We start from the raw sequence: 18851 nt of genomic DNA on the forward strand, positions 1-18851 counted from the left end.
ATGATGATGCAAAGAGGAACGGACTTCATGAACGACCAGATTCACTCCGACGGCTCGGACCACGAGCACGGAGCACTTGGCGATGCCGAGTTCGCGGAGTTCATGGAGCTCGCCGCGCAGGAGGGCTTCGACCTCGAAGAGGTCGAGGGCGCCCTCGGTGAGGCCGGTCACGGCCCGCTTCCCGTGCTCGCCGTCGTCGGCCGCCCCAATGTCGGCAAGTCGACCCTGGTGAACCGGATCATCGGCCGCCGTGAGGCAGTGGTCCAGGACAAGCCCGGCGTCACCCGCGACCGCGTCAGCTACGAGGCCGAATGGGCCGGACGCCGCTTCAAGGTCGTCGACACCGGCGGCTGGGAGCAGGACGTGCTGGGCCTCGACGCCTCCGTCGCCGCCCAGGCCGAGTACGCCATCGAGACGGCCGACGCGGTCGTCTTCGTCGTCGACTCGACCGTCGGCGCGACCGACACCGACGAGGCCGTGGTCAAGCTGCTGCGCCGGGCCGGCAAGCCCGTCGTGCTCTGCGCCAACAAGGTCGACGGCCAGAGCGGCGAGGCGGACGCCACCGCCCTGTGGTCGCTGGGCCTCGGCGAGCCCTACCCGGTCTCCTCCCTGCACGGCCGCGGCACCGGCGACATGCTGGACGCCGTCCTCGAAGCCCTGCCCGAGGCCCCGGCCCAGCGCTTCGGCGACGGCACCCTCGGCGGTCCTCGCCGGATCGCCCTGATCGGCCGCCCGAACGTCGGCAAGTCCTCCCTCCTGAACAAGGTGGCGGGCGAGGACCGGGTCGTCGTCAACGAGCTGGCGGGCACCACCCGCGACCCGGTCGACGAGCTGATCCAGCTCGGCGGCACCACCTGGAAGTTCATCGACACCGCCGGTATCCGCCGCCGCGTGCACCTCCAGGAAGGCGCGGACTACTACGCCTCCCTGCGTACCGCCGCCGCCGTCGAGAAGGCCGAGGTCGCCGTCGTCCTGATCGACTCCAGCGAGTCCATCAGCGTCCAGGACCAGCGCATCATCACCATGGCGGTGGAGGCCGGGCGCGCCCTGGTCGTCGCGTTCAACAAGTGGGACACCCTCGACGAGGAGCGCCGGTACTACCTGGAGCGCGAGATCGAGACGGAGCTGGCGCAGGTCGCCTGGGCCCCGAGGGTCAATGTCTCGGCCGTCACGGGCCGCCACATGGAGAAGCTCGTCCCGGCGATCGAGACCGCGATCGAGGGCTGGGAGACCCGTGTTCCCACCGGCAGGCTGAACGCCTTCCTCGGCGAGATCGTCGCCTCCCACCCGCACCCGATCCGCGGCGGCAAGCAGCCCCGGATCCTGTTCGGCACGCAGGCGGGCACCAAGCCGCCGCGCTTCGTCCTGTTCGCCTCCGGCTTCCTGGAGCACGGCTACCGCCGCTTCGTCGAGCGCCGGCTGCGCGAGGAGTTCGGCTTCGAGGGCACCCCGATCCACATCTCGGTCCGGGTCCGCGAGAAGCGCGGCCGCAACAAGTAGCCGGCCATGGCGGCAGCGGGCCGCCACGGGCAGGGAGAAGCCCCGGACCGCTCGCCCGAGCGAGCGGTCCGGGGCTTCGTCCGTCGTACGCGGTACGCCGGTCAGTACTCCCGGGACCCCGAGCCCGGTGGCAGCGCCGCGGGCTGGGCCCGTCCGGCGTGCCGTCCGACCCGCTGCCAGGAGCCGAGGCTCCCGCCGGGCGTGCCGCCGTGCCCGCCCTGGCCGCTGCCGCCGTGCGCGCTCTGACCACTGTGGCTGCTGTGCCCGCCTGCGGCGGAATGGCCGCCGAGGGGGGAACGGCTGCCGAAGAGACCGGCGCCGAAGGCGGCGAAGCCGAGATTCTCCTCACCGCTCCGATCGCCCGGCAGCGCCCGGAACGAGCGCCGGTACTCGGAGTACAGCGCGTCGTAGATCGGGGTGGGGGACTTGCCCTCCGATGGATCCTGCGCGGGGCGCATGGCAGGGATCTGACGCTGGTGCTGGCGGGAGGAGTCGTATGAGTGCACGTAGGTGCCAACGACCTCACCGCCCGTCGGATGCGGTCCCGGCGGAGAAAACGCTGTTCGGCGGGGGTGCCCGGGAGGGACGGACATGATCAGGTCCCGGCCAGCGGCATGGCCGCGGCCACCAGGAGGCCATTGACCGCGGCCTTCTCCAGGGCGTCGCGGAGCAGGTCCTCGCGCGGCTGCTGGCCGATCGAACCCGCCGGCGCGGCGAAGACGAGGACGGTCTGCGACTTGTTGACCGCGGCCCGCCACCCCTCGGTGACCTGGAGCGGCTGATGGGCCTGCCACCAGGCGACCGGGGCGCCGCTGCCGGAGCCCGGCTGCAGCACGGCGTGCAGCTGGCCCATGGCGAGCAGGACCGACCAGCCGGGCAGGATCTCCGGCAGCCGGTTCATGTCGGGGGCCGAGCGGAAGCCCTGCTCCAGCAGCAGCTGGAGGAAGGCGTCGCCCCCGCTGCCGTCGGTGCCCGGCCGGGCGACCGGGCCGGTCGGTTCCACGACCAGGGCGGGGCGGAGATCGTCCTCGATCAGGACGAGGCCGCTGGTGATGCCGAGGACGGCCTGTTCGGGCATGAGACCCTCCGGGTTCTGTGGTTCGCTTCCGGTGATGCTTCGCACCGCTCCCTGGAGCTGGTCCTCCGCGACCTGGACGACCTGTGAAGGAATGCAGGTCGCGTGGGCGAACGCGAGCACGGCGGTCTCGTCGCCGATGAACAGCACCGTGCTGGTGCGTTCCTGGTCGGAGTCGCCGGGGGTGCGGCAGGAGGTGCAGTCGTAACTGCCTGGGGCGTTGTCGCCGACGAGCAGCCGGTCGGCTTCGGCGTCGCCGATCTCGGCGCGTACGTCCTCGCTGACGTCGAGCATGCGCGGCACGGGTGGCTCCTCGGACTCGGTGCGTGAGCCGGGCGGTTCCCGGCTCATGAAAGAGACAACGCGGGATCTGCGGCCGGGGTCACGCGCCAGGGCGCGCGGATACGGGAGACCGGCCGCCGCGACGGCGCGCCGACCGGCCGGAGCAGTTCGCCGGCGGCCGGGCGGGGGGCTATCCGGACCGGGCCATTCCGTGAACACGCAGGCCATGTAAGGGATTTGGGGCGGCCCGACCTCGGCCCGCCCGACCCGCCCGGGGGCGCTGTTCGGATTCTGTGCGAGCGGTGGGCGGACAGTACAGTCCCCAGCAGACCGAGTCGATCAGGGGGATACGACGACGACATGCACATTTCATTCCTGCTTCACAACGCGTACGGCATCGGGGGAACGATCCGTACGACCTTCAATCTCGCGGGGGCGCTCGCCGAGCAGCACGACATCGAGATCGTGTCGGTCTTCCGGCACCGCGACGCACCCGCGCTGGGCGCGCCCGCGGGGGTGACCGTGCGTCACCTCGTCGACCTGCGGAAGAAGAGCGCGGCCTACGACGGCGACGCGGCCGAATGCGCCAGGCCCGCGGCGGTGTTCCCGCGCGGCGACACCAGGCACAAGCAGTACAGCAGGCTCACCGACACCAGGATCGCGGCCCATCTGCGCTCCCTGGCGGCGGACGTGGTCGTCGGCACCCGGCCCGGCCTCAACGTGCACATCAGCAGGCAGGCCCGCCGGGGTCCGGTGCGCGTCGCCCAGGAGCACCTCACGCTGGACAGCCACAGCTACCGGCTGCGCCGCGAGATCGCCCACCGCTACGAGCTGCTCGACGCGGTCACCACCGTCACCCGGGCCGACGCCGCGGACTACCGCAGCCGGCTCCGGCTGGACGGCGTACGGATCGAGGCGATCCCCAACAGTGTGCCCGCTCCGGTGCGCGCGCCCGCGCGGGGCGACCTGAAGTGGGTTGTCGCGGCGGGCCGGCTGCACAAGGTCAAGCGGTACGACCTGCTGTTACGGGCCTTCGCCGAGGTGAGCGCGGTGCGCCCCGACTGGCGGCTGCGGATCTACGGCGGCGGTGACGCCACCGGCAATGAACAGCAGACGCTGCGCACCCTCATCGGCGAACTCGGTCTGGGCGACCGGGCCGTCCTGATGGGCTCCGTCCACCCGATGGAGGCCGAGTGGCCCAAGGGGTCCATCGCCGCCGTCACCTCGGACCGGGAGTCGTTCGGCATGACGATCGTCGAGGCGATGCGCTGCGGTCTGCCGGTCGTGGCCACCGACTGCCCGCACGGTCCGGCCGAGATCATCGAGGACGGGGCCGACGGACGCCTGGTGCCGGTGGGCGACCGCGCGGCGGTCACCGCCGCGCTGCTGGAACTGATCGAGGACGACGGGCTGCGGCACCGGATGGGCGCCGCGGCGCTGGCCGCGTCGGAGCGATTCGACCCGGCCCGGATCGCCGAACGCCACGAGAGCCTGTACACCGAGCTCGCCGCGCACGGGAGCCGGGGGCGCACACAGAGCGTCCTGCGTACCGCGGCGCACCGCACCAGGGGCACCGTGCTGGACGGGGCGTACGCCCTGCGCTACAAGGCCGCGGACACGATTCGCAGGGGGCGGTCCGCCTGAGCGGCACCGCCGCGCTCCCCGGCCGGGCCGCCCGTCCGCCGGGCCGCCGGCCGACCGTGTCGTGGTCCGCCGCCGCCGCTTCTCGGATGGCGAGATTCCGATAGTGCACACCGGTGGGGCGGAGTGTGGGAAGCGTGTGGGGAATATAAGACCTGCATAAGGGCGTATGAATTCCTGGGGTTATGGGCATTCGGGTGAATTGTTTCGGGTGCCGAGCGGAAAGGCGGATCATGTTCATGATCCCGCTAGGGATTTCCGCGCTCCCGGTTCCCGGACCCTTTTCCCCGGTGTACGGAAAGGAACGATCACCCGTTCAGGCTGCCCGTTCGGATGAATAGTTCGAAGTAAACGAGTGTGGGGATCCTGTGACACAAGCGTGACCGGCGCGGCACGCGGGGATGGGATACGCGCCGTCGCGACCCCGCCTTCCGTCACGGTCCGAGGCCGCCTACGGTGAGAGGCATGGCATCCATACCGACCCCTCCCGTACAGCCGGACGACGTCCCCGAGTCGTATGTCGGCCTCGGTGCCGAGGCCGCCGAGCGGCGGGCCAGATCCCGTGGCTGGACCTCGGTCAGGGCCGTGCCGCCGGGCACGTTCCTCACCATGGAGTTCCGTGGCGGACGCATCAACTTCCAGGTCGAGGACTCGACCGTGACGCGTTGCTGGGTGGGCTGAGGGCCGGTGCGCGCCCCGGAGCAGGCGCCTCCCGGGAGCCGGGGGGAGCGGGCCGGGGCGGACACGAGCGAGGGCCCCGACACAGGTGTCGGGGCCCTCGCTCGTGCGGGGAGAGGCTTGTGCGTACCGTCCCCGCGGTCCGGGGGCGGCTCAGCCGCCCGTCATCGGGCGGGCCGGGCTCGTGCTGCCGCGCGGCGTGCGGTCGGCGTGCGGCGGGCGACGGGGGCCCGCCGGGGTGATCGGGGTGCGCTCCGAACGGGCCGGATGCGCCGGGTGCGCGGCGTGCGCCCGCGCCCGTGTCCCCGCCCCGGGGTGCGCAGGGTTCTGCCCGGCGCCCTGTGCGTCGCTCTGCCCGGCCGCGGGAACAGCTCCGGCCGCCGAGGCCGCCGCGGCGCTCCCGCTCCCCGCGGCGACGCTCTCGGAGCCGATCGGCTGGGGGAGCGGCACCGTCTGCGGGGCGCCGGCCGCGACGGGCGCGGGTGCCGGCGCGGCGGCACGGCGCTGCCGCCACTGCTCGCGCACCGAGAAGATCCAGGCCTCGGCACGGGTGATCAGCGGCTCGAACCATGGCAGGGCCAGCAGGATCAGCAGTCCCGCCGCCCAGCCCAGCAGGACGTCGCTGAGCCAGTGCGTGCCGATGTAGACCGTGGTGAGGCCGACGCCCAGGGAGACCGTCGCCGACAGGGCGGACAGATAGCGCCTGGCCCGCGGCGTGGTGGCCAGATAGGCGAGGATTCCCCAGGTCACCACGGCGTTGGCGGTGTGTCCGGAAGGAAATATATCGCCGCCCGCGAACATCTCCGCGGAGCCGATCTGGGTGGCGTAGTGCGGTCCGAGCCGCCCGAGGCCCAGCTTGACCGCGCCCACCGTCACATTGAGCAGCAGCAGCGAACAGCCGAGGGTGAGCAGCGGCCGGATCGTGTGCTGCCGCCAGGAGCGCCAGCCCAGCCAGCTGGCGATCATCACGGCCGTGGGGCCGCGCTGGCCCAGCACGACGTAGTAGTCGAGGAAGGCGTGGAGTTCGGGCCACTGCTGATAGGGCCGGAACAGCATGACCTTCCAGTCGAGGGCCACCAGCCAGGACGAGACCAGCACCGCGACGACGATGGCGACATAGAACGCCAACGTCCCGCCGAAGAGGGCGATGCGGTGACGGCTCATCCGCGGTGCCTCTATCTTCGGCGGTTCCGGCTCCCGGTCCAGCCGGGCAAAGATGTCGGTACGCACCCAATCGACGTTACAGCGAGTGAGTAGGTGACCAGGCCGATCCGGCCGCTTTGTGATGACGATGTGATGTGGACCATGTCTCGGCGCGGCGGATAATCGCGGTGCGGCGGAGAATATCCGTGATCTTGTGATCAATTGCCCGCGCGCCCGCTTCGCCAGGGTGTTTGAACGGCCGGGCAATTCCGCTTCGGAGGTTTTCCGGGAATTGCGCCGGCCGGCCGCGGGAAGCGCGGTTCGTCCGCCGGCCGCCCGGCCGCGGCCGTCGCGCACCGCCCCGGAAGGGGCCGGGGGCGGGCTCGCGGAGGGGGCGCCGCAGGGCGCGGGGGTGGCGTACGCCACACTCGGTGGCGCACCTGCGTATGAGGTGGACCACGTGTGACCACGGCGAACTCGCGTACGCTGACGGCTCACTCGCCCGTCGATGCCGGGCCTGCGGGACACCGTGCACCGGGTCCCCGGTTGGTCTGCCGAGCGCGAGGGACTCTCTGGGAGGTACGTAGATGTCCGCGACGACCACGGCCGGGGTCCGGCCGCGTGCAGCTGCCGACGGCGCCAACCGCTGGGTCGTCCTCGTCGTTCTCTGTCTCAGTCTGCTGCTGGTCGCGCTGGACGCGACGGTGCTCCATGTCGCGGTCCCGGCGGTCACCGAGGACCTGCGGCCCAGCGCCGTCGGCCTGCTGTGGATCGTGGACGCCTATCCGCTGGTCTGTGCCTCGCTGCTGATCCTCTTCGGCACTCTCGGTGACCGGATCGGCAGACGGCGGGTCCTGCTCTTCGGGTACGCGCTCTTCGGCGTCGCCTCCGCGATGGCCGCGATGGCCGACACCCCCGCCGTGCTGATAGCGGCGCGCGCCCTGCTCGGTGTCGGCGGCGCGATGATCATGCCCGCGACGCTGTCGATACTCCGCCAGGTCTTCCCCGACCGCCGGGAGCGCGCCACGGCCATCGGGGTCTGGACCGCGGTGGCCGCCGTGGGGGCCGCCACCGGACCGGTCATCGGCGGTTTCCTCGTCGAGCACTTCTGGTGGGGCTCGGTCTTCCTGATCAACATCCCGCTGATGGCGCTGATCCTGCCGATCGGCCGCTGGCTGCTTCCGGAGTCCCGCGGCGGCGACGACGGCCCGTGGGACGTGCTCGGCGCGCTGATGGCGGCGGCCGGTGTGCTCGGCGTGGTCCTCGGGGTCAAGCGCGTCGGCGGCGGCGAGGGCCTCCTCGGCCCGGCCACCCTCGTCCCGCTCACGGCCGGCGCCGCGCTCCTGGCCGTGTTCGTGCGCCGGCAGAAGCGCCGTACGCATCCGCTGATCGATGTCGGGATGTTCGCCCGGCCCGCCTTCAGCACGGCCGTCGGCTGCATCGTGCTCGCCATGCTGGCCCTGGTCGGCCTGGAGCTGATAGCCGTCCAGTACCTCCAGCTGGTACTGGACCTCAGCCCCCTGGAGACCGGACTGCGGCTGCTGCCGCTGACCTTCGCCGCGATGGCCGCGGGCGTCACCGGCTCGTACACCCTGCGCCGCGTCGGGCCCCGCCGGATGGTGGGCTGGGGCTTCGTCCTCACCGCGGCCGCCGTTTCGCTGCTGACCCTGATGGGGCAGCACGACCGGCCCGCCCTGCTGACGGCCGGGTTCGTCCTGCTCGGCTTCGGGCTCCAGTCCACGCTCTTCGGGGCGTACGAATCGATGCTCAGCGAGGCGCCCGCCGACCGGGCGGGAGGCGCGGCGGCCATCGGCGAGACGTCCTACCAGCTGGGCGCGGGCATGGGGATCGCCCTGCTCGGCAGCGTCATGAACGCCGCGTACGCCCCCGGCCTGGCCACGCTGCACGACAAGGGCGTACCCGAGAAGGCGGGCGCGGCGGCGGCGAACTCCCTGGGGGAGGCCTACCAGGTGTCGGCGCAGCTGGGCGGCCCGCTCGGCGACCTGCTGCGGTCCACCGCCCGGCACGCCTTCATCGACGGGCTGCACATCACGCTGTTCGTCAGCGCGGGGCTGCTGCTCCTCGGGGCGCTGGCCGCGCTGCGGCTGCCCAGGGTGATGGACTGCACCGTGCGGGAGGCCTGCCCCACGGAGGAGCCCCGGGTTCCCGCGCCCGCCGCGGCGAGCGCCCAGGACCGTCCGGGACGCCGGATCGCGCTGCCCGCGCGGCGCGAACCGGCCGAGGCCACCGGCTCTGGACGCGCGGCACACTGAGACGTAACGTCAGCGCACGACGCCCTGACTATCACTGCTAGTTTCCGGAGGGTCCGCGGGCGTCCCGAGGGCCCTTCGAGCACCGTGCGAGCCGCCGGAGGCATCCTGATGTCCACCACCGAGTCAGCGAACCCGCCGAAGCGGGAGAAGCCGTCGAAGCTTCCGCCCTTCGACGCGGGCGATCCCCTCGGCATCGACGATCTCCTGGACCCCGAGGACCTCGCGATCCGGGACGCCGTCCGCGCCTGGGCCACCGACCGGGTCCTTCCGCACATCGCCGAGTGGTACGAGAACGGCGAGCTGCCCACCATCCGCGAGCTGGCCCGCGAGCTGGGCTCGCTCGGCGCGCTGGGCATGTCCCTGGACGGATACGGCTGCGCGGGCGCCACCGCCGTCCAGTACGGGCTGGCCTGTCTGGAGCTGGAAGCGGCGGACTCCGGGATCCGGTCCCTGGTCTCCGTCCAGGGATCCCTCGCCATGTACGCGATCCACCGCTTCGGATCCGAGGAGCAGAAGCGGCGCTGGCTGCCCGGTATGGCGGCCGGTGAGATCATCGGCTGCTTCGGCCTGACCGAGCCGGACCACGGTTCCGACCCCGCCGGGATGCGTACGTACGCCAAGCGCGACGGTGACGACTGGATCCTCACCGGACGCAAGATGTGGATCACCAACGGCTCGGTCGCCGGGGTCGCGATCGTCTGGGCGCAGACGGGCGACGACGACGGTGGCAGCGGCATCCGCGGTTTCGTCGTACCGGCCGGCAGCCCCGGATTCACCGCGCCGGAGATCCGGCACAAGTGGTCGCTGCGCGCCTCGGTCACCAGCGAGCTGGTCCTGGACGGCGTACGGCTGCCCGCCGACGCGGTGCTCCCGGGGGCCGCGGGTCTGCGCGGCCCGCTCAGCTGCCTCAGCCACGCCCGTTACGGAATCGTCTGGGGGGCGATGGGCGCGGCGCGCGCCAGCTTCGAGGCGGCCCTGGACTACGCGAGGACACGGGAACAGTTCGGCAGGCCGATCGGTGGCTTCCAGCTCACTCAGGCCAAGCTCGCGGACATGGCCGTCGAACTGCACAAGGGCATTCTGCTCGCCCACCATCTGGGCCGCAGGATGGACGCGGGCAGGCTCCGCCCGGAACAGGTCAGTTTCGGAAAGCTCAACAATGTGCGGGAGGCGATCGGGATCTGCCGCACCTCGCGCACGATTCTCGGCGCCAACGGGATCTCTCTGGAGTACCCGGTGATGCGTCATGCGACGAATCTGGAGTCGGTGCTCACCTACGAGGGCACCGTGGAGATGCACCAGCTGGTGCTGGGCAAGGCGCTCACCGGTCTGGACGCGTTCCGGTAAACGGGACGCCGCCGGACCTGTCCGGCGAGCGCCCTGCTCAGCTCTGGTTGAAGAAGCCGTCGGCCTTCCGGCCGGCGGCTTCGCCGTTGAGTACCTGGGTGTCGGCCGGGGTCAGCAGGAAGACCCGGGTGGCCACCCGGTCGATCGAGCCGCGCAGACCGAAGATCAGTCCCGCGGCGAAGTCCACGACGCGCTTGGCGTCGGCGGGGTCCATGGCCGTGAGGTTCACGATCACCGGGACGCCGTCCCGGAACAGCTCGCCGATGGCCCGCGCGTCCCGGAAGCTGTCCGGGGTCACGGTCGCGATCCGGCGGTCCTGCTCCTCGGCCGTCTCGGCGGCCACCTGCACCCGCGGGTCGGTCACCCAGGCCTGGCCGTTCGTCCCGGTCTCCGCACCCCCGGCGTACTCGTCGTCGTAGTACCGATCGTCGTTGTCCTCTACGAGGCCCAGCCAGGCACTCGCCTTGCGCACCGATCCCATGGACGCCTCCTCTCACCGCGGTTCCTTGGCGTTCCGCATCTCTTTCGTATCCCTATGGTCGTCCATGATGCGGATACCGCGCCAAGTGGATAGTCGGCGCGCAGGGGATTCGTGACGGTACTGGTGCAGAACATGTGGCGGTTCGTCAAGGTTCCTCCTGCATACGGACGGTTGCGGAAGGAAAATATGATGCACCGGTCCGTACGGGTGACATGGGGGACGTACGGGTGAACGGAGCACTCGATACGATGCACGACGCGCGGGTGCACGAGTGGCGCGCGCCCGCTGAACGGCTCTCGGGGGATCGTCGTGTTCGGAATCGTCAGGCCCTGTACCCATCGGCTCTCCGAGGTACTCAGGGTGGAGTGGATGGCGCATCTGTGCGGGCTCTGCCTCGCTCTGCGCGCCGACCACGGACAGTTCGCCCGTATCGTTACGAACTATGACGGCCTGATCGTCTCGGTCCTGACGGAGGCTCAGTCCGTGCGCACTCCGGCGGGACGGCGCACCGCGGGCCCCTGTCCGCTGCGTTCCCTGCGGACCGCCCCGGTCGCCCGGGGCGAGGGAGCCAGGCTCGCCGCGGCCGTCTCGCTCGTCCTGGCCTCGGCGAAGGTCCGCGACCACGTCGCCGACCGGGACGGCCTGTTGGCCCGGCGGCCGGTCGCCGCCGCCGCCCGCCGGGTCGCCGCGAGCTGGGACCGGGCCGGGGCGCGCACCGGCGCCGCACTCGGGTTCGACACCTCGCTGCTGGTCGACGCGGTGGACCGGCAGACCGGGATCGAGGCGCTCGCCGGGCCGGGCACCCCGCTGCTGACCATCACCGAACCCACCGAGACGGCCACCGCCGCGGCCTTCGCGCACACCGCCGTACTCGCGGGAAAGCCCCGGAACGCCGCACCGCTCGCGGAGGCCGGCCGGCTCTTCGGACGGCTCGCGCATCTGCTGGATGCCGTGGAGGACCGGGAAGCTGACGCGGCGTCGGGAGCCTGGAACCCGCTCACCGCCACCGGCACTCCGCTCGGCGAGGCCCGCCGGCTCTGCGACGACGCGCTGCACGGCGTACGGCTGGCGCTGCGCGACGCGGAGTTCACCGACGGCAGGCTCGTCCATGTGCTGCTCGCGCACGAGCTGCGGCGCTCGGTGGACCGGGCGTTCGGCTCCTCGTCCTGCTCGCACCAGGGCGCGTTCGGACCGCCGCCGGGGCATCCGTACGCACCGGCGCCCGGAGGCCCGGCCTCCCCGCCGCAGCCTCCGCCCGAGCCGCCGCGCGACCGGCGCGGGCTGATCGCGGGGTGCCTGGTGTGGGCCGGGCTCGCCTGCACCTGCCAGATGTGCTGCGGGTCCTTCTCGGACCCCTGGTCCCGGCAGGAACGCGAAGGACTCTGTCGCCAGTGCGACTGCGGAGGCTGCTGCGACGCCTGCAACTGCTGCAGTTCCTGCGGCGACGGCTGCTGCTGCGACTGCGACTGCGGGTGCGACTGCTGAAACCGGTGAGGGGGCGCGGAGGCCGGGACGGCCGGTGACCGAGGCCGTGCGGCACCGGGTCACCTCAGCTCGGGCGGGGAGATCCGCGAGGTGGTGATCGCCGACTCGGTGGTGCCCCACTTCTTCAGGATGCGGTCGTACGTGCCGTCCGCCCGGAGGCTGTTGACGGCGGCCTGGAAGGCCGGTGCCAGCGGGGTGCCCTTCCTGAAGGCGAAGCCGACGTCCAGCCGCTTGTACTCGTTGAGGAAGCGCAGCCCCTCCTGCTGGGTCACCGCGTAGCGGAGCCCGTTGATGGTGGACATCACCACATCGCTGCGGCCCTGCTGGAGGGAGATCCAGATGGCGGCCTGGTCGTTGTACGTCTTCACCTCGTAGGGCTTCCTGCCCGCCTTCTCGCACAGGTGCCTGTTCTCCTCCAGCGTCACCTCGAACGTGGTGCCCGCCCCGGTGCCCACGGTCAGGCCGCAGAGCTGGGTGAGGTCGGTGACCTTCTTCAGCTCGCTGTCGTCGCGGACCGCGAAGCCCTGGCCGTCATTGATGTACGTCACGAAGTCGATGGTCCTGCGCCGCTCGTCGGTGACCCCGAAGTTCCCCGTGCCCAGGTCGTACTTCCCGCTGCCCAGCGCCGGCAGGATCGCCTCGAAGGAGGCGACCTCGCGCTTCAGCCTCAGCCCGAGCGCCCTGGCCGCGGCGTCCGCGAAGTCGATGTCCGCCCCGGCGGCGGTCCTGCCGTCCTCCAGGTAGAAGGCCCCGGGCGGAGCGCCGATGCTGGAGGCGATCCTGAGCGTGCCGGAGGAGCGGACGTCCGCGGGCAGCAGTGCCGCCGCGGCCTCGTTCTTCCGCACCGCCGACACCACGTCGGTCGTCGGGATCTTCCCCCGGCCGGAGCCCGCCGCCCCCGCACCACCGCCCGGCGTGGCCGCCGGACCGTCCGATCCGCACGCGGTGAGCGTGAGCGCGGCGACGGTGATCAGGGCGAAGGCGGCGGTATGGCGGGTTCGGGGCATGGCGGGGCTTCTCCGGATTCATCGGATGCGACGGGTACGGCGGACCGGGTGCGGGTACGCCGGCCGGACCCCGGTGCCGGAAACAGCACGGGGTCGGGGCGGGAGATCAGCGGTGCGAGGGGAGGGTGACGCGGCGTTGTGTACGTGAGGGCACGCGGGAAGGGGTGCTCGAACGCGGACAGGGGCGCGAGCGGATGAGAACGAGACGCAGGGAGTCAGCTCAACAGGAAGAGGACCACACGCGACCGAAGTCGATGTGGGAGCGGGTGACCAGCCACTGCTGCGAATGCATGGCCCAAGTGGAACAGTCATCCCGTTGCGCGTCAACTGACATGAGACGTACGGCTCATAGTGTGGACAGCCTTGACAACAGGCCTCGCGCACCGCTTATCTCGGAAGCGGACCGGCGCTGAGGGGCCCGGTCCACGTTGTGTTTGGTGTGAAGGCACGCCCCGTGTTCGATCTCTGCATCCACGGAGCCTTCGCATGTCCGCGCAGACAGATGTCCTGCCTCCCTCCCCTCTTCCCGTACCGCCCGCCAGGACCGACGCCGCCGCCGTGCCGCGCATCGTCCCGGTCCGCCGAACAGGCCAGTGGGCGGCGGCCGTTGCCGTTCTGGTGCTTCTCGCGCTGGCGCTGGGGTCCGTCATCCGCAACGACGCCTTCCAGTGGGACGTCGTCGGCGACTACCTCACCACCGCCTCCGTCCTGCGCGGCCTCGGCCTCACCCTCTGGCTCACGGCGCTCGTCATGGTGCTCGGCTTCGCGCTCGGCACCCTGCTCGCCATCCTCAGGCTCTCCGGCAACCGCGTGCTCCAGGCGGTCAGCTGGGGGTACGTCTGGCTGTTCCGGTCCACCCCGATCCTGGTCCAGCTGCTGTTCTGGTTCAACATCGGCGCCCTGTACCCGCAGATCCTCGGCGTCAGCACGGTCAACCTCCTCGGACCCGTCACCGTCGCCGTCATCGGACTCACCCTGCACGAGGCCGCGTACGCCGCCGAGGTCGTGCGCGGCGGCATCCTCTCCGTCGAGCGCGGCCAGGTGGAGGCCGCCCAGTCGCTGGGGCTGGGCCCCTGGCGCAGGCTCCGCCGGATCGTGCTCCCGCAGGCCATGCGCTCCATCGTGCCGCCCGCCGGGAACATGCTGATCGGCACGCTCAAGGGCACCTCGATCGTCAGCATCATCGCCGTGCAGGACCTGCTCTACTCCGTGCAGCTCGTCTACCACCGCACCTACCAGGTCATCCCGCTGCTGCTCGTCGCCACCCTCTGGTACGTGGCCGTCACCTCGCTCCTCAGCATCGGACAGCACTACGTCGAACGGCACTACGCACGCGGCACGGCGGGCACCCGATGACCGGCGCTCCCGCTCCCGGAACCACCCCCGCCCTCGTCGTCATCGGCGCCGGACCGCGCGGCACCGGTGTCATCGAGCGCATCGCCGCCAACGCGGCCGGCCTGGCGCCCGGCCTCCGGCTGGACATCCACCTCGTCGACCCGCACCCGCCGGGCGGCGGCCGGATATGGCGACAGGACCAGTCGCCCCTGCTCTGGATGAACTCCATGGCCGAGGACGTCACGATGTTCACCGACGACACGGTGCAGCAGGACGGCCCCGTGGTGCCCGGCCCCGCCCTGGACGCCTGGGCGGACGACGTCCGCGCCGGGCGGATCACCGTCGACGCCGCGCCCGCCGTACTGGCGGAGATACAGCAGCTCACGGGGCAGGACTTCCCCAGCCGCCGGCTCCAGAGCGCCTACCTGCGGTGGGTGTACGAACAGGCGCTGGCCGCGCTCCCGCCCGGCATCACCGTGCACGAGCACCGGACCCGGGCCCTGCGGATCGGCGGACCGCGCGGCGGCCGGCAGCGCGTCCGGCTCCAGGGCCGCGGCGAACCCCTCCTCGCCGACCTCGTCGTCCTCACCGTCGGCCACCTCGATGCCGAACCCGACGCCGGACAGCGGGAGCTGAGCGCGTTCGCCGCACGGCACGGGCTCACCCACCTGCCGCCCGACTTCACCGCCGACAGCGACCTGAGCGCGCTGCGCGCGGGCGAACCCGTCATCGTCCGCGGCTTCGGGCTCGCCTTCATCGACCTGATGGTCCTGCTCACCGAGGGCCGCGGCGGCCGGTACGAGAACGGGGAGTACCTGCCCTCGGGCCGGGAGCCCGTGCTGCACGTCGGATCGCGGCGAGGAGTCCCGTACCACTCCAAGATCGGTTACGGCTGGGAGGGCGAACGGCCGCCGCTGCCGCGCTTCCTCGGCCCCGGTCTCACCGCGGAACTGCTGGACGGACCCGGACCGCTCGACTTCCGGCGCGATGTGTGGCCGCATGTCGCCAAGGAGCTCGGCCACGCCCATTACCACCGGCTGTTCACCGCCCACCCCGAGCGCACCACCGTCGACCGGGACGTCTTCGAGGACAAGTACGCCGCCGCCGGGCCGGGCAGCCCCGAACTGGACGACCTCGTCGCCGCAGCCGTGCCCGACCCCGCCGACCGGCTCGACCTGGCGGCGCTCGACCACCCGCTGGACGGGGTGCGCCACCCCTCCTACGACGCGCTCCAGGCCGGCCTGCGCGGCTACATCACCGCGGACCTGGCACGCCGTCACGACCCGGCCCACAGCCCCGATCTCGCGGTCTTCCTCGGGCTGCTCTCCGCGTACGGGCAGCTGATCAGGCTCGGCGACATCGGCGACTGGTGGCACGGCTTCTTCAGCTACCTGGCCTCCGGCCCGCCCGGCCCCCGGCTGGAGCAGCTCCTGGCCCTCTCCCGGGCCGGAGTCGTCCGCTTCCTCGGCGCGGGTGTCACCGTGGAGGCCGACGAGGAGGCGGGGCTCTTCCGGGCCGGCAGCGCCACCGTCCCCGGCGAACGGGTCGCGGCGCGGGCGCTGGTCGAGGCCCGCCTCCCGGACCCCTCGCTCCGGCACACCAGCAGCCCGCTGCTCCGCGGCCTGTACGAGGACGGCGCCGCCACCACCGGCACGGGCCTGCTCTCCGTCGACCCGGCCGACGGCCGGATCCTGGACCGCGACGGCCTCGCGCACCCGCGGCGCTTCGCGCTCGGCCCGTACACCACCGCCCGCAGCAGCGGTGCCTTCACCCGGCCCCGCACCGGCGGTCCGGCCTTCCGCCAGAACGACGCCACCGCACGCACCGCGCTGATGTTCCTGCGCGACCTCTCCTGTCACGGCCGCCTCAGCGCCTGACCGCGGCCCCTCCGTCCGTACATATACATGTCGCTTAAGGAACCCTCATGTCGCTCACCAGCGATCCACCCATCGACAAAGAGACCGTGCAGGATCCCGTCACCGACCACGACCGGCTGACCGTCGTCCCGGTGCGCCATCCCTGGCGGTGGGTGGCCGTCGCCGCGACCGCCGTGCTGCTCGCCCAGTTCCTGCACGGGCTGGTCACCAACCCCGGCTGGGAATGGGACGTCTTCGCGCGGTTCTTCACCACCGAGGCCATCCTCGGGGCCGTCTGGGTCACCCTCCAGCTGACCCTCTACGGCACGGTGCTGGGCTTCGCGCTCGGCATCGTCCTCGCCTTCATGCGCCTGTCGTCCAGCCCCTTCCTCAGGGCGGTGGCGTACGCGTACATCTGGGCGTTCCGCTCGATCCCGCTCATCGTGCAGCTGCTGTTCTGGTTCAACCTCGCCTACCTCTACAAGGAGCTGCAGTTCGGCATCCCGTTCGGGCCGGGCTTCTTCACCTTCGACACGATGAACCTCGTCGGCGCGATGAGCGCGGCGGTGCTCGGGCTCGCGCTGCACCAGGCGGCCTATGCGGCGGAGATCGTCCGGGGCGGCGTACTGGCCGTGGAAGCGGGGCAGCTGGAGGCCGCGGCCGCCCTCGGCATCCCGCGGCTGCGACAGCTGCGCCGGATCGTGCTGCCGCAGGCGATGCGCTCCATCCTGCCGAACGCGGCCAACGAGATCATCTCCCTCTTCAAGGGCACCTCGATCGTCTCCGTCATGGCGATCGGTGAACTCTTCTACCAGGTCCAGGTCGTCTACGGCCGCAACGGCAGGGTCGTCCCCCTGCTGATGGTCGCCACCGTCTGGTACATCCTGCTGACCACCGTGCTCTCCGTCCTCCAGTACTACGTCGAACGTCACTACGCCAAGGGGGCCGTGCGATGAGCGCACCCAGCGATGCCATGGTCGAGATCCGCTCCGTGCACAAGAGCTTCGGCTCCCTCGATGTGCTGCGCGGCATCGACCTGACCGTCCGCACCGGAGAGGTCACCGTCATCCTCGGCCCCTCCGGCTCCGGCAAGTCCACCCTGCTGCGCACCATCAACCACCTGGAGAAGGTCCAGGCGGGCTGGATCAGCGTCGACGGCTCCCTGGTCGGCTACCGCAGGGAGGGCGACAAGCTGTACGAGCTGCGCGAACGCGAGGTCCTGCGCCAGCGCACCAAAATCGGCTTCGTCTTCCAGAACTTCAACCTCTTCGGACACCTCACCGTCCTGGAGAACATCATCGAGGCGCCCGTGTCCGCCCTGCGCCGCCCCCGCAAGGACGCCGTCGAAGCGGCCGGGGAACTCCTGGCCCGGGTCGGGCTCGCCGACAAGGCGCAGGCCTACCCCCGGCAGCTCTCCGGCGGCCAGCAGCAGCGCGTCGCCATCGCACGGGCGCTCGCCCTCGAACCGAAACTGCTGCTCTTCGACGAACCGACCTCCGCGCTCGACCCGGAACTGGTCGGTGAGGTCCTCGACGTCATCAAGGACCTGGCCCACCGGGGCACCACGATGATCATCGTCACCCATGAGATCGGCTTCGCCCGCGAGGTCGCCGACACCGTCGTCTTCATGGACGAGGGCCGCATCGTCGAGCAGGGCCCGCCCGCCGACGTGCTCGACCGCCCCGCCCAGGAACGCACCCGCGCCTTCCTCTCCAAAGTCCTGTGATCCCGCCCGTGTTCTCACCGAGGAGCCCTCACGTGCCAGTCCGCCGCACCCTCGCCGTCGCCCTCACCGCCCTCACGGCCGCGGGGCTGCTCACCGCCTGCGGTACCAGCGACGCCACCACCGAGGTGATCGGGGCGAAGGGGCAGAAGGACACCGGGGTCAACATCGGCCCGGACCAGAAGCGGATCAGGGGCGAGAAGGTGGCCGCCATCGCCGCCCGGGTACCGCGGGCCGTCCGCGAGCGCGGCACCCTCCGGATCGGCTCGGGCGCCGACGCCTCGCCGCCCCTCGGCTTCTACGCGACCGACGACCGGACCCGCATCGGCTCCGAGATCGACCTCGCGACCCTGATCGCCGACACCCTCGGACTGGAGCCCCGGTTCGACGAGGTGTCCTGGGAGAACCTCTTCGTCGGCCTCGACAGCTCCAAGTTCGACGCCGTCCTGTCCAACGTCACCGTCACCGAGGAGCGCAAGGAGAAGTACGACTTCGCGACCTACCGGCTCGACAACATCGCCTTCGAGGCCAAGAAGGGCTCCGGCTGGAAGGTGCGGGCGGCCCCCGACATCGCCGGGAAGACGATCGCGGTCGCCTCCGGCACCAACCAGGAGAAGATCCTCGTCGACTGGAGCGCGGAGAACGCCGAGGCCGGCCGCGAACCGGTGGAGATCAAGTACTTCCAGAAGGACACCGACTACTACCTCGCCCTCCAGTCCGGCCGGATCGACGCCTATCTGGGCCCGAGCCCCTCCGTCAGCTACCACGTCGCCTCGGCCGGACAGTCCGAGATCATCGGCACCCTGTCCGGCGCCGGGGACGGGCTCCAGGGGAAGATCGCCGCCACCACGAAGAAGGACAGCGGCCTGGTCGAGGCCTACGCCGCCGCGATCGACCACATCGTGCGGAACGGCTCGTACGGCGAGGTGCTGAAGCGCTGGGGACTGACCGACGAGGCCGTCGAGAAGTCGGAGATCAACCCGCCCGGACTCCCCAGGACCGAGAACTGACCCCGAGAGGTCCCT

At 71.5% G+C, this 18851-nt stretch carries 16 protein-coding genes; 11 read left to right on the forward strand and 5 right to left on the reverse strand.

What is annotated here, in order from left to right; all coding sequences use genetic code 11:
* Positions 1-27: 27 nt before the first annotated feature.
* A complete protein-coding gene (gene der, locus ABT170_RS12065) occupies positions 28-1500 on the forward strand; it encodes a ribosome biogenesis GTPase Der (RefSeq protein WP_329945578.1) in 1473 nt (490 codons plus the stop codon).
* Positions 1501-1601: 101 nt separating this feature from the next.
* Here the strand turns inward: der and ABT170_RS12070 are convergent, their stop codons facing one another.
* Both ABT170_RS12070 and ABT170_RS12075 read right to left on the reverse strand, forming a co-directional pair.
* On the reverse strand, positions 1602-1958 hold the full coding sequence (locus ABT170_RS12070; protein WP_351866306.1) for a hypothetical protein: 357 nt from the start codon (positions 1956-1958) through the stop codon (positions 1602-1604).
* Between the two features lie 137 nt (positions 1959-2095).
* Entirely contained in the window at positions 2096-2878 is a 783-nt protein-coding gene (locus ABT170_RS12075; protein WP_329945576.1) for a DUF8842 C-terminal domain-containing protein, read from the reverse strand.
* A gap of 339 nt (positions 2879-3217) precedes the next feature.
* Here ABT170_RS12075 and ABT170_RS12080 point away from each other — a divergent pair, with 339 nt between their 5' ends.
* Both ABT170_RS12080 and ABT170_RS12085 read left to right on the forward strand, forming a co-directional pair.
* Positions 3218-4501 (forward strand): glycosyltransferase family 4 protein, encoded by a 1284-nt coding sequence (locus ABT170_RS12080; protein WP_351866309.1) that lies wholly within the window; start codon positions 3218-3220, stop codon positions 4499-4501.
* A 462-nt stretch (positions 4502-4963) separates the two neighbouring features.
* A complete protein-coding gene (locus tag ABT170_RS12085; RefSeq protein WP_329945574.1) occupies positions 4964-5179 on the forward strand; it encodes an I78 family peptidase inhibitor in 216 nt (71 codons plus the stop codon).
* Between the two features lie 150 nt (positions 5180-5329).
* Here the strand turns inward: ABT170_RS12085 and ABT170_RS12090 are convergent, their stop codons facing one another.
* A complete protein-coding gene (locus ABT170_RS12090) occupies positions 5330-6406 on the reverse strand; it encodes a phosphatase PAP2 family protein (RefSeq protein ID WP_351866312.1) in 1077 nt (358 codons plus the stop codon).
* A gap of 500 nt (positions 6407-6906) precedes the next feature.
* Here ABT170_RS12090 and ABT170_RS12095 point away from each other — a divergent pair, with 500 nt between their 5' ends.
* Both ABT170_RS12095 and ABT170_RS12100 read left to right on the forward strand, forming a co-directional pair.
* Complete coding sequence (locus tag ABT170_RS12095; protein ID WP_351866315.1) at positions 6907-8592, forward strand: MFS transporter; 1686 nt, start codon at positions 6907-6909, stop codon at positions 8590-8592.
* Positions 8593-8700: 108 nt separating this feature from the next.
* Positions 8701-9939 (forward strand): acyl-CoA dehydrogenase family protein, encoded by a 1239-nt coding sequence (locus ABT170_RS12100; protein ID WP_329945571.1) that lies wholly within the window; start codon positions 8701-8703, stop codon positions 9937-9939.
* Positions 9940-9976: 37 nt separating this feature from the next.
* Here the strand turns inward: ABT170_RS12100 and ABT170_RS12105 are convergent, their stop codons facing one another.
* On the reverse strand, positions 9977-10420 hold the full coding sequence (locus tag ABT170_RS12105) for a cell division protein SepF (RefSeq protein ID WP_266929453.1): 444 nt from the start codon (positions 10418-10420) through the stop codon (positions 9977-9979).
* Positions 10421-10729: 309 nt separating this feature from the next.
* Between ABT170_RS12105 and ABT170_RS12110 the strand changes: the two genes are divergently transcribed.
* The gene (locus ABT170_RS12110; RefSeq protein WP_329945570.1) at positions 10730-11905 is read left to right on the forward strand and encodes a DUF5685 family protein; all 1176 of its coding nucleotides are present in this window, start codon (positions 10730-10732) and stop codon (positions 11903-11905) included.
* Between the two features lie 59 nt (positions 11906-11964).
* Here ABT170_RS12110 and ABT170_RS12115 read toward each other — a convergent pair whose 3' ends face one another.
* Positions 11965-12912, reverse strand: coding sequence for an ABC transporter substrate-binding protein (locus ABT170_RS12115; protein ID WP_329945569.1), 948 nt, complete (start codon positions 12910-12912; stop codon positions 11965-11967).
* A gap of 486 nt (positions 12913-13398) precedes the next feature.
* On the opposite strand from ABT170_RS12115, the gene ABT170_RS12120 reads away from it, so the two are divergent.
* From ABT170_RS12120 to ABT170_RS12140, 5 genes are read left to right on the forward strand one after another with little or no spacing between them, the layout of a single operon-like run.
* The gene (locus ABT170_RS12120) at positions 13399-14268 is read left to right on the forward strand and encodes an amino acid ABC transporter permease (protein WP_329945568.1); all 870 of its coding nucleotides are present in this window, start codon (positions 13399-13401) and stop codon (positions 14266-14268) included.
* The gene (locus ABT170_RS12125) at positions 14265-16124 is read left to right on the forward strand and encodes an FAD/NAD(P)-binding protein (protein WP_329945567.1); all 1860 of its coding nucleotides are present in this window, start codon (positions 14265-14267) and stop codon (positions 16122-16124) included. The genes ABT170_RS12120 and ABT170_RS12125 overlap by 4 nt, the downstream gene beginning before the upstream one ends.
* Before the next feature lie 47 nt (positions 16125-16171).
* Entirely contained in the window at positions 16172-17059 is an 888-nt protein-coding gene (locus ABT170_RS12130) for an amino acid ABC transporter permease (protein ID WP_329945566.1), read from the forward strand.
* A 17-nt stretch (positions 17060-17076) separates the two neighbouring features.
* Positions 17077-17829: an amino acid ABC transporter ATP-binding protein gene (locus ABT170_RS12135; RefSeq protein WP_351866626.1), complete on the forward strand. Its 753-nt coding sequence runs from the start codon at positions 17077-17079 to the stop codon at positions 17827-17829.
* A gap of 32 nt (positions 17830-17861) precedes the next feature.
* A complete protein-coding gene (locus ABT170_RS12140; RefSeq protein WP_329945565.1) occupies positions 17862-18836 on the forward strand; it encodes an ABC transporter substrate-binding protein in 975 nt (324 codons plus the stop codon).
* Positions 18837-18851: the final 15 nt, after the last annotated feature.

Origin of the sequence: Streptomyces sp. NPDC001787, from assembly GCF_040297465.1 — a bacterium.
In the GTDB taxonomy this organism is placed as follows: Bacteria; Actinomycetota; Actinomycetes; order Streptomycetales; family Streptomycetaceae; genus Streptomyces.

Excerpts from the sequence above, each read along its gene's own strand:
- der (WP_329945578.1), top strand. The coding sequence starts at position 28 with ATGAACGACCAGATTCACTCCGACGGCTCGGACCACGAGCACGGAGCA.
- ABT170_RS12070 (WP_351866306.1), bottom strand. The coding sequence starts at position 1,958 with ATGCGCCCCGCGCAGGATCCATCGGAGGGCAAGTCCCCCACCCCGATC.
- ABT170_RS12080 (WP_351866309.1), top strand. The coding sequence starts at position 3,218 with ATGCACATTTCATTCCTGCTTCACAACGCGTACGGCATCGGGGGAACG.
- ABT170_RS12085 (WP_329945574.1), top strand. The coding sequence starts at position 4,964 with ATGGCATCCATACCGACCCCTCCCGTACAGCCGGACGACGTCCCCGAG.
- ABT170_RS12095 (WP_351866315.1), top strand. The coding sequence starts at position 6,907 with ATGTCCGCGACGACCACGGCCGGGGTCCGGCCGCGTGCAGCTGCCGAC.
- ABT170_RS12100 (WP_329945571.1), top strand. The coding sequence starts at position 8,701 with ATGTCCACCACCGAGTCAGCGAACCCGCCGAAGCGGGAGAAGCCGTCG.
- ABT170_RS12105 (WP_266929453.1), bottom strand. The coding sequence starts at position 10,420 with ATGGGATCGGTGCGCAAGGCGAGTGCCTGGCTGGGCCTCGTAGAGGAC.
- ABT170_RS12115 (WP_329945569.1), bottom strand. The coding sequence starts at position 12,912 with ATGCCCCGAACCCGCCATACCGCCGCCTTCGCCCTGATCACCGTCGCC.
- ABT170_RS12120 (WP_329945568.1), top strand. The coding sequence starts at position 13,399 with ATGTCCGCGCAGACAGATGTCCTGCCTCCCTCCCCTCTTCCCGTACCG.
- ABT170_RS12125 (WP_329945567.1), top strand. The coding sequence starts at position 14,265 with ATGACCGGCGCTCCCGCTCCCGGAACCACCCCCGCCCTCGTCGTCATC.
- ABT170_RS12130 (WP_329945566.1), top strand. The coding sequence starts at position 16,172 with ATGTCGCTCACCAGCGATCCACCCATCGACAAAGAGACCGTGCAGGAT.
- ABT170_RS12135 (WP_351866626.1), top strand. The coding sequence starts at position 17,077 with ATGGTCGAGATCCGCTCCGTGCACAAGAGCTTCGGCTCCCTCGATGTG.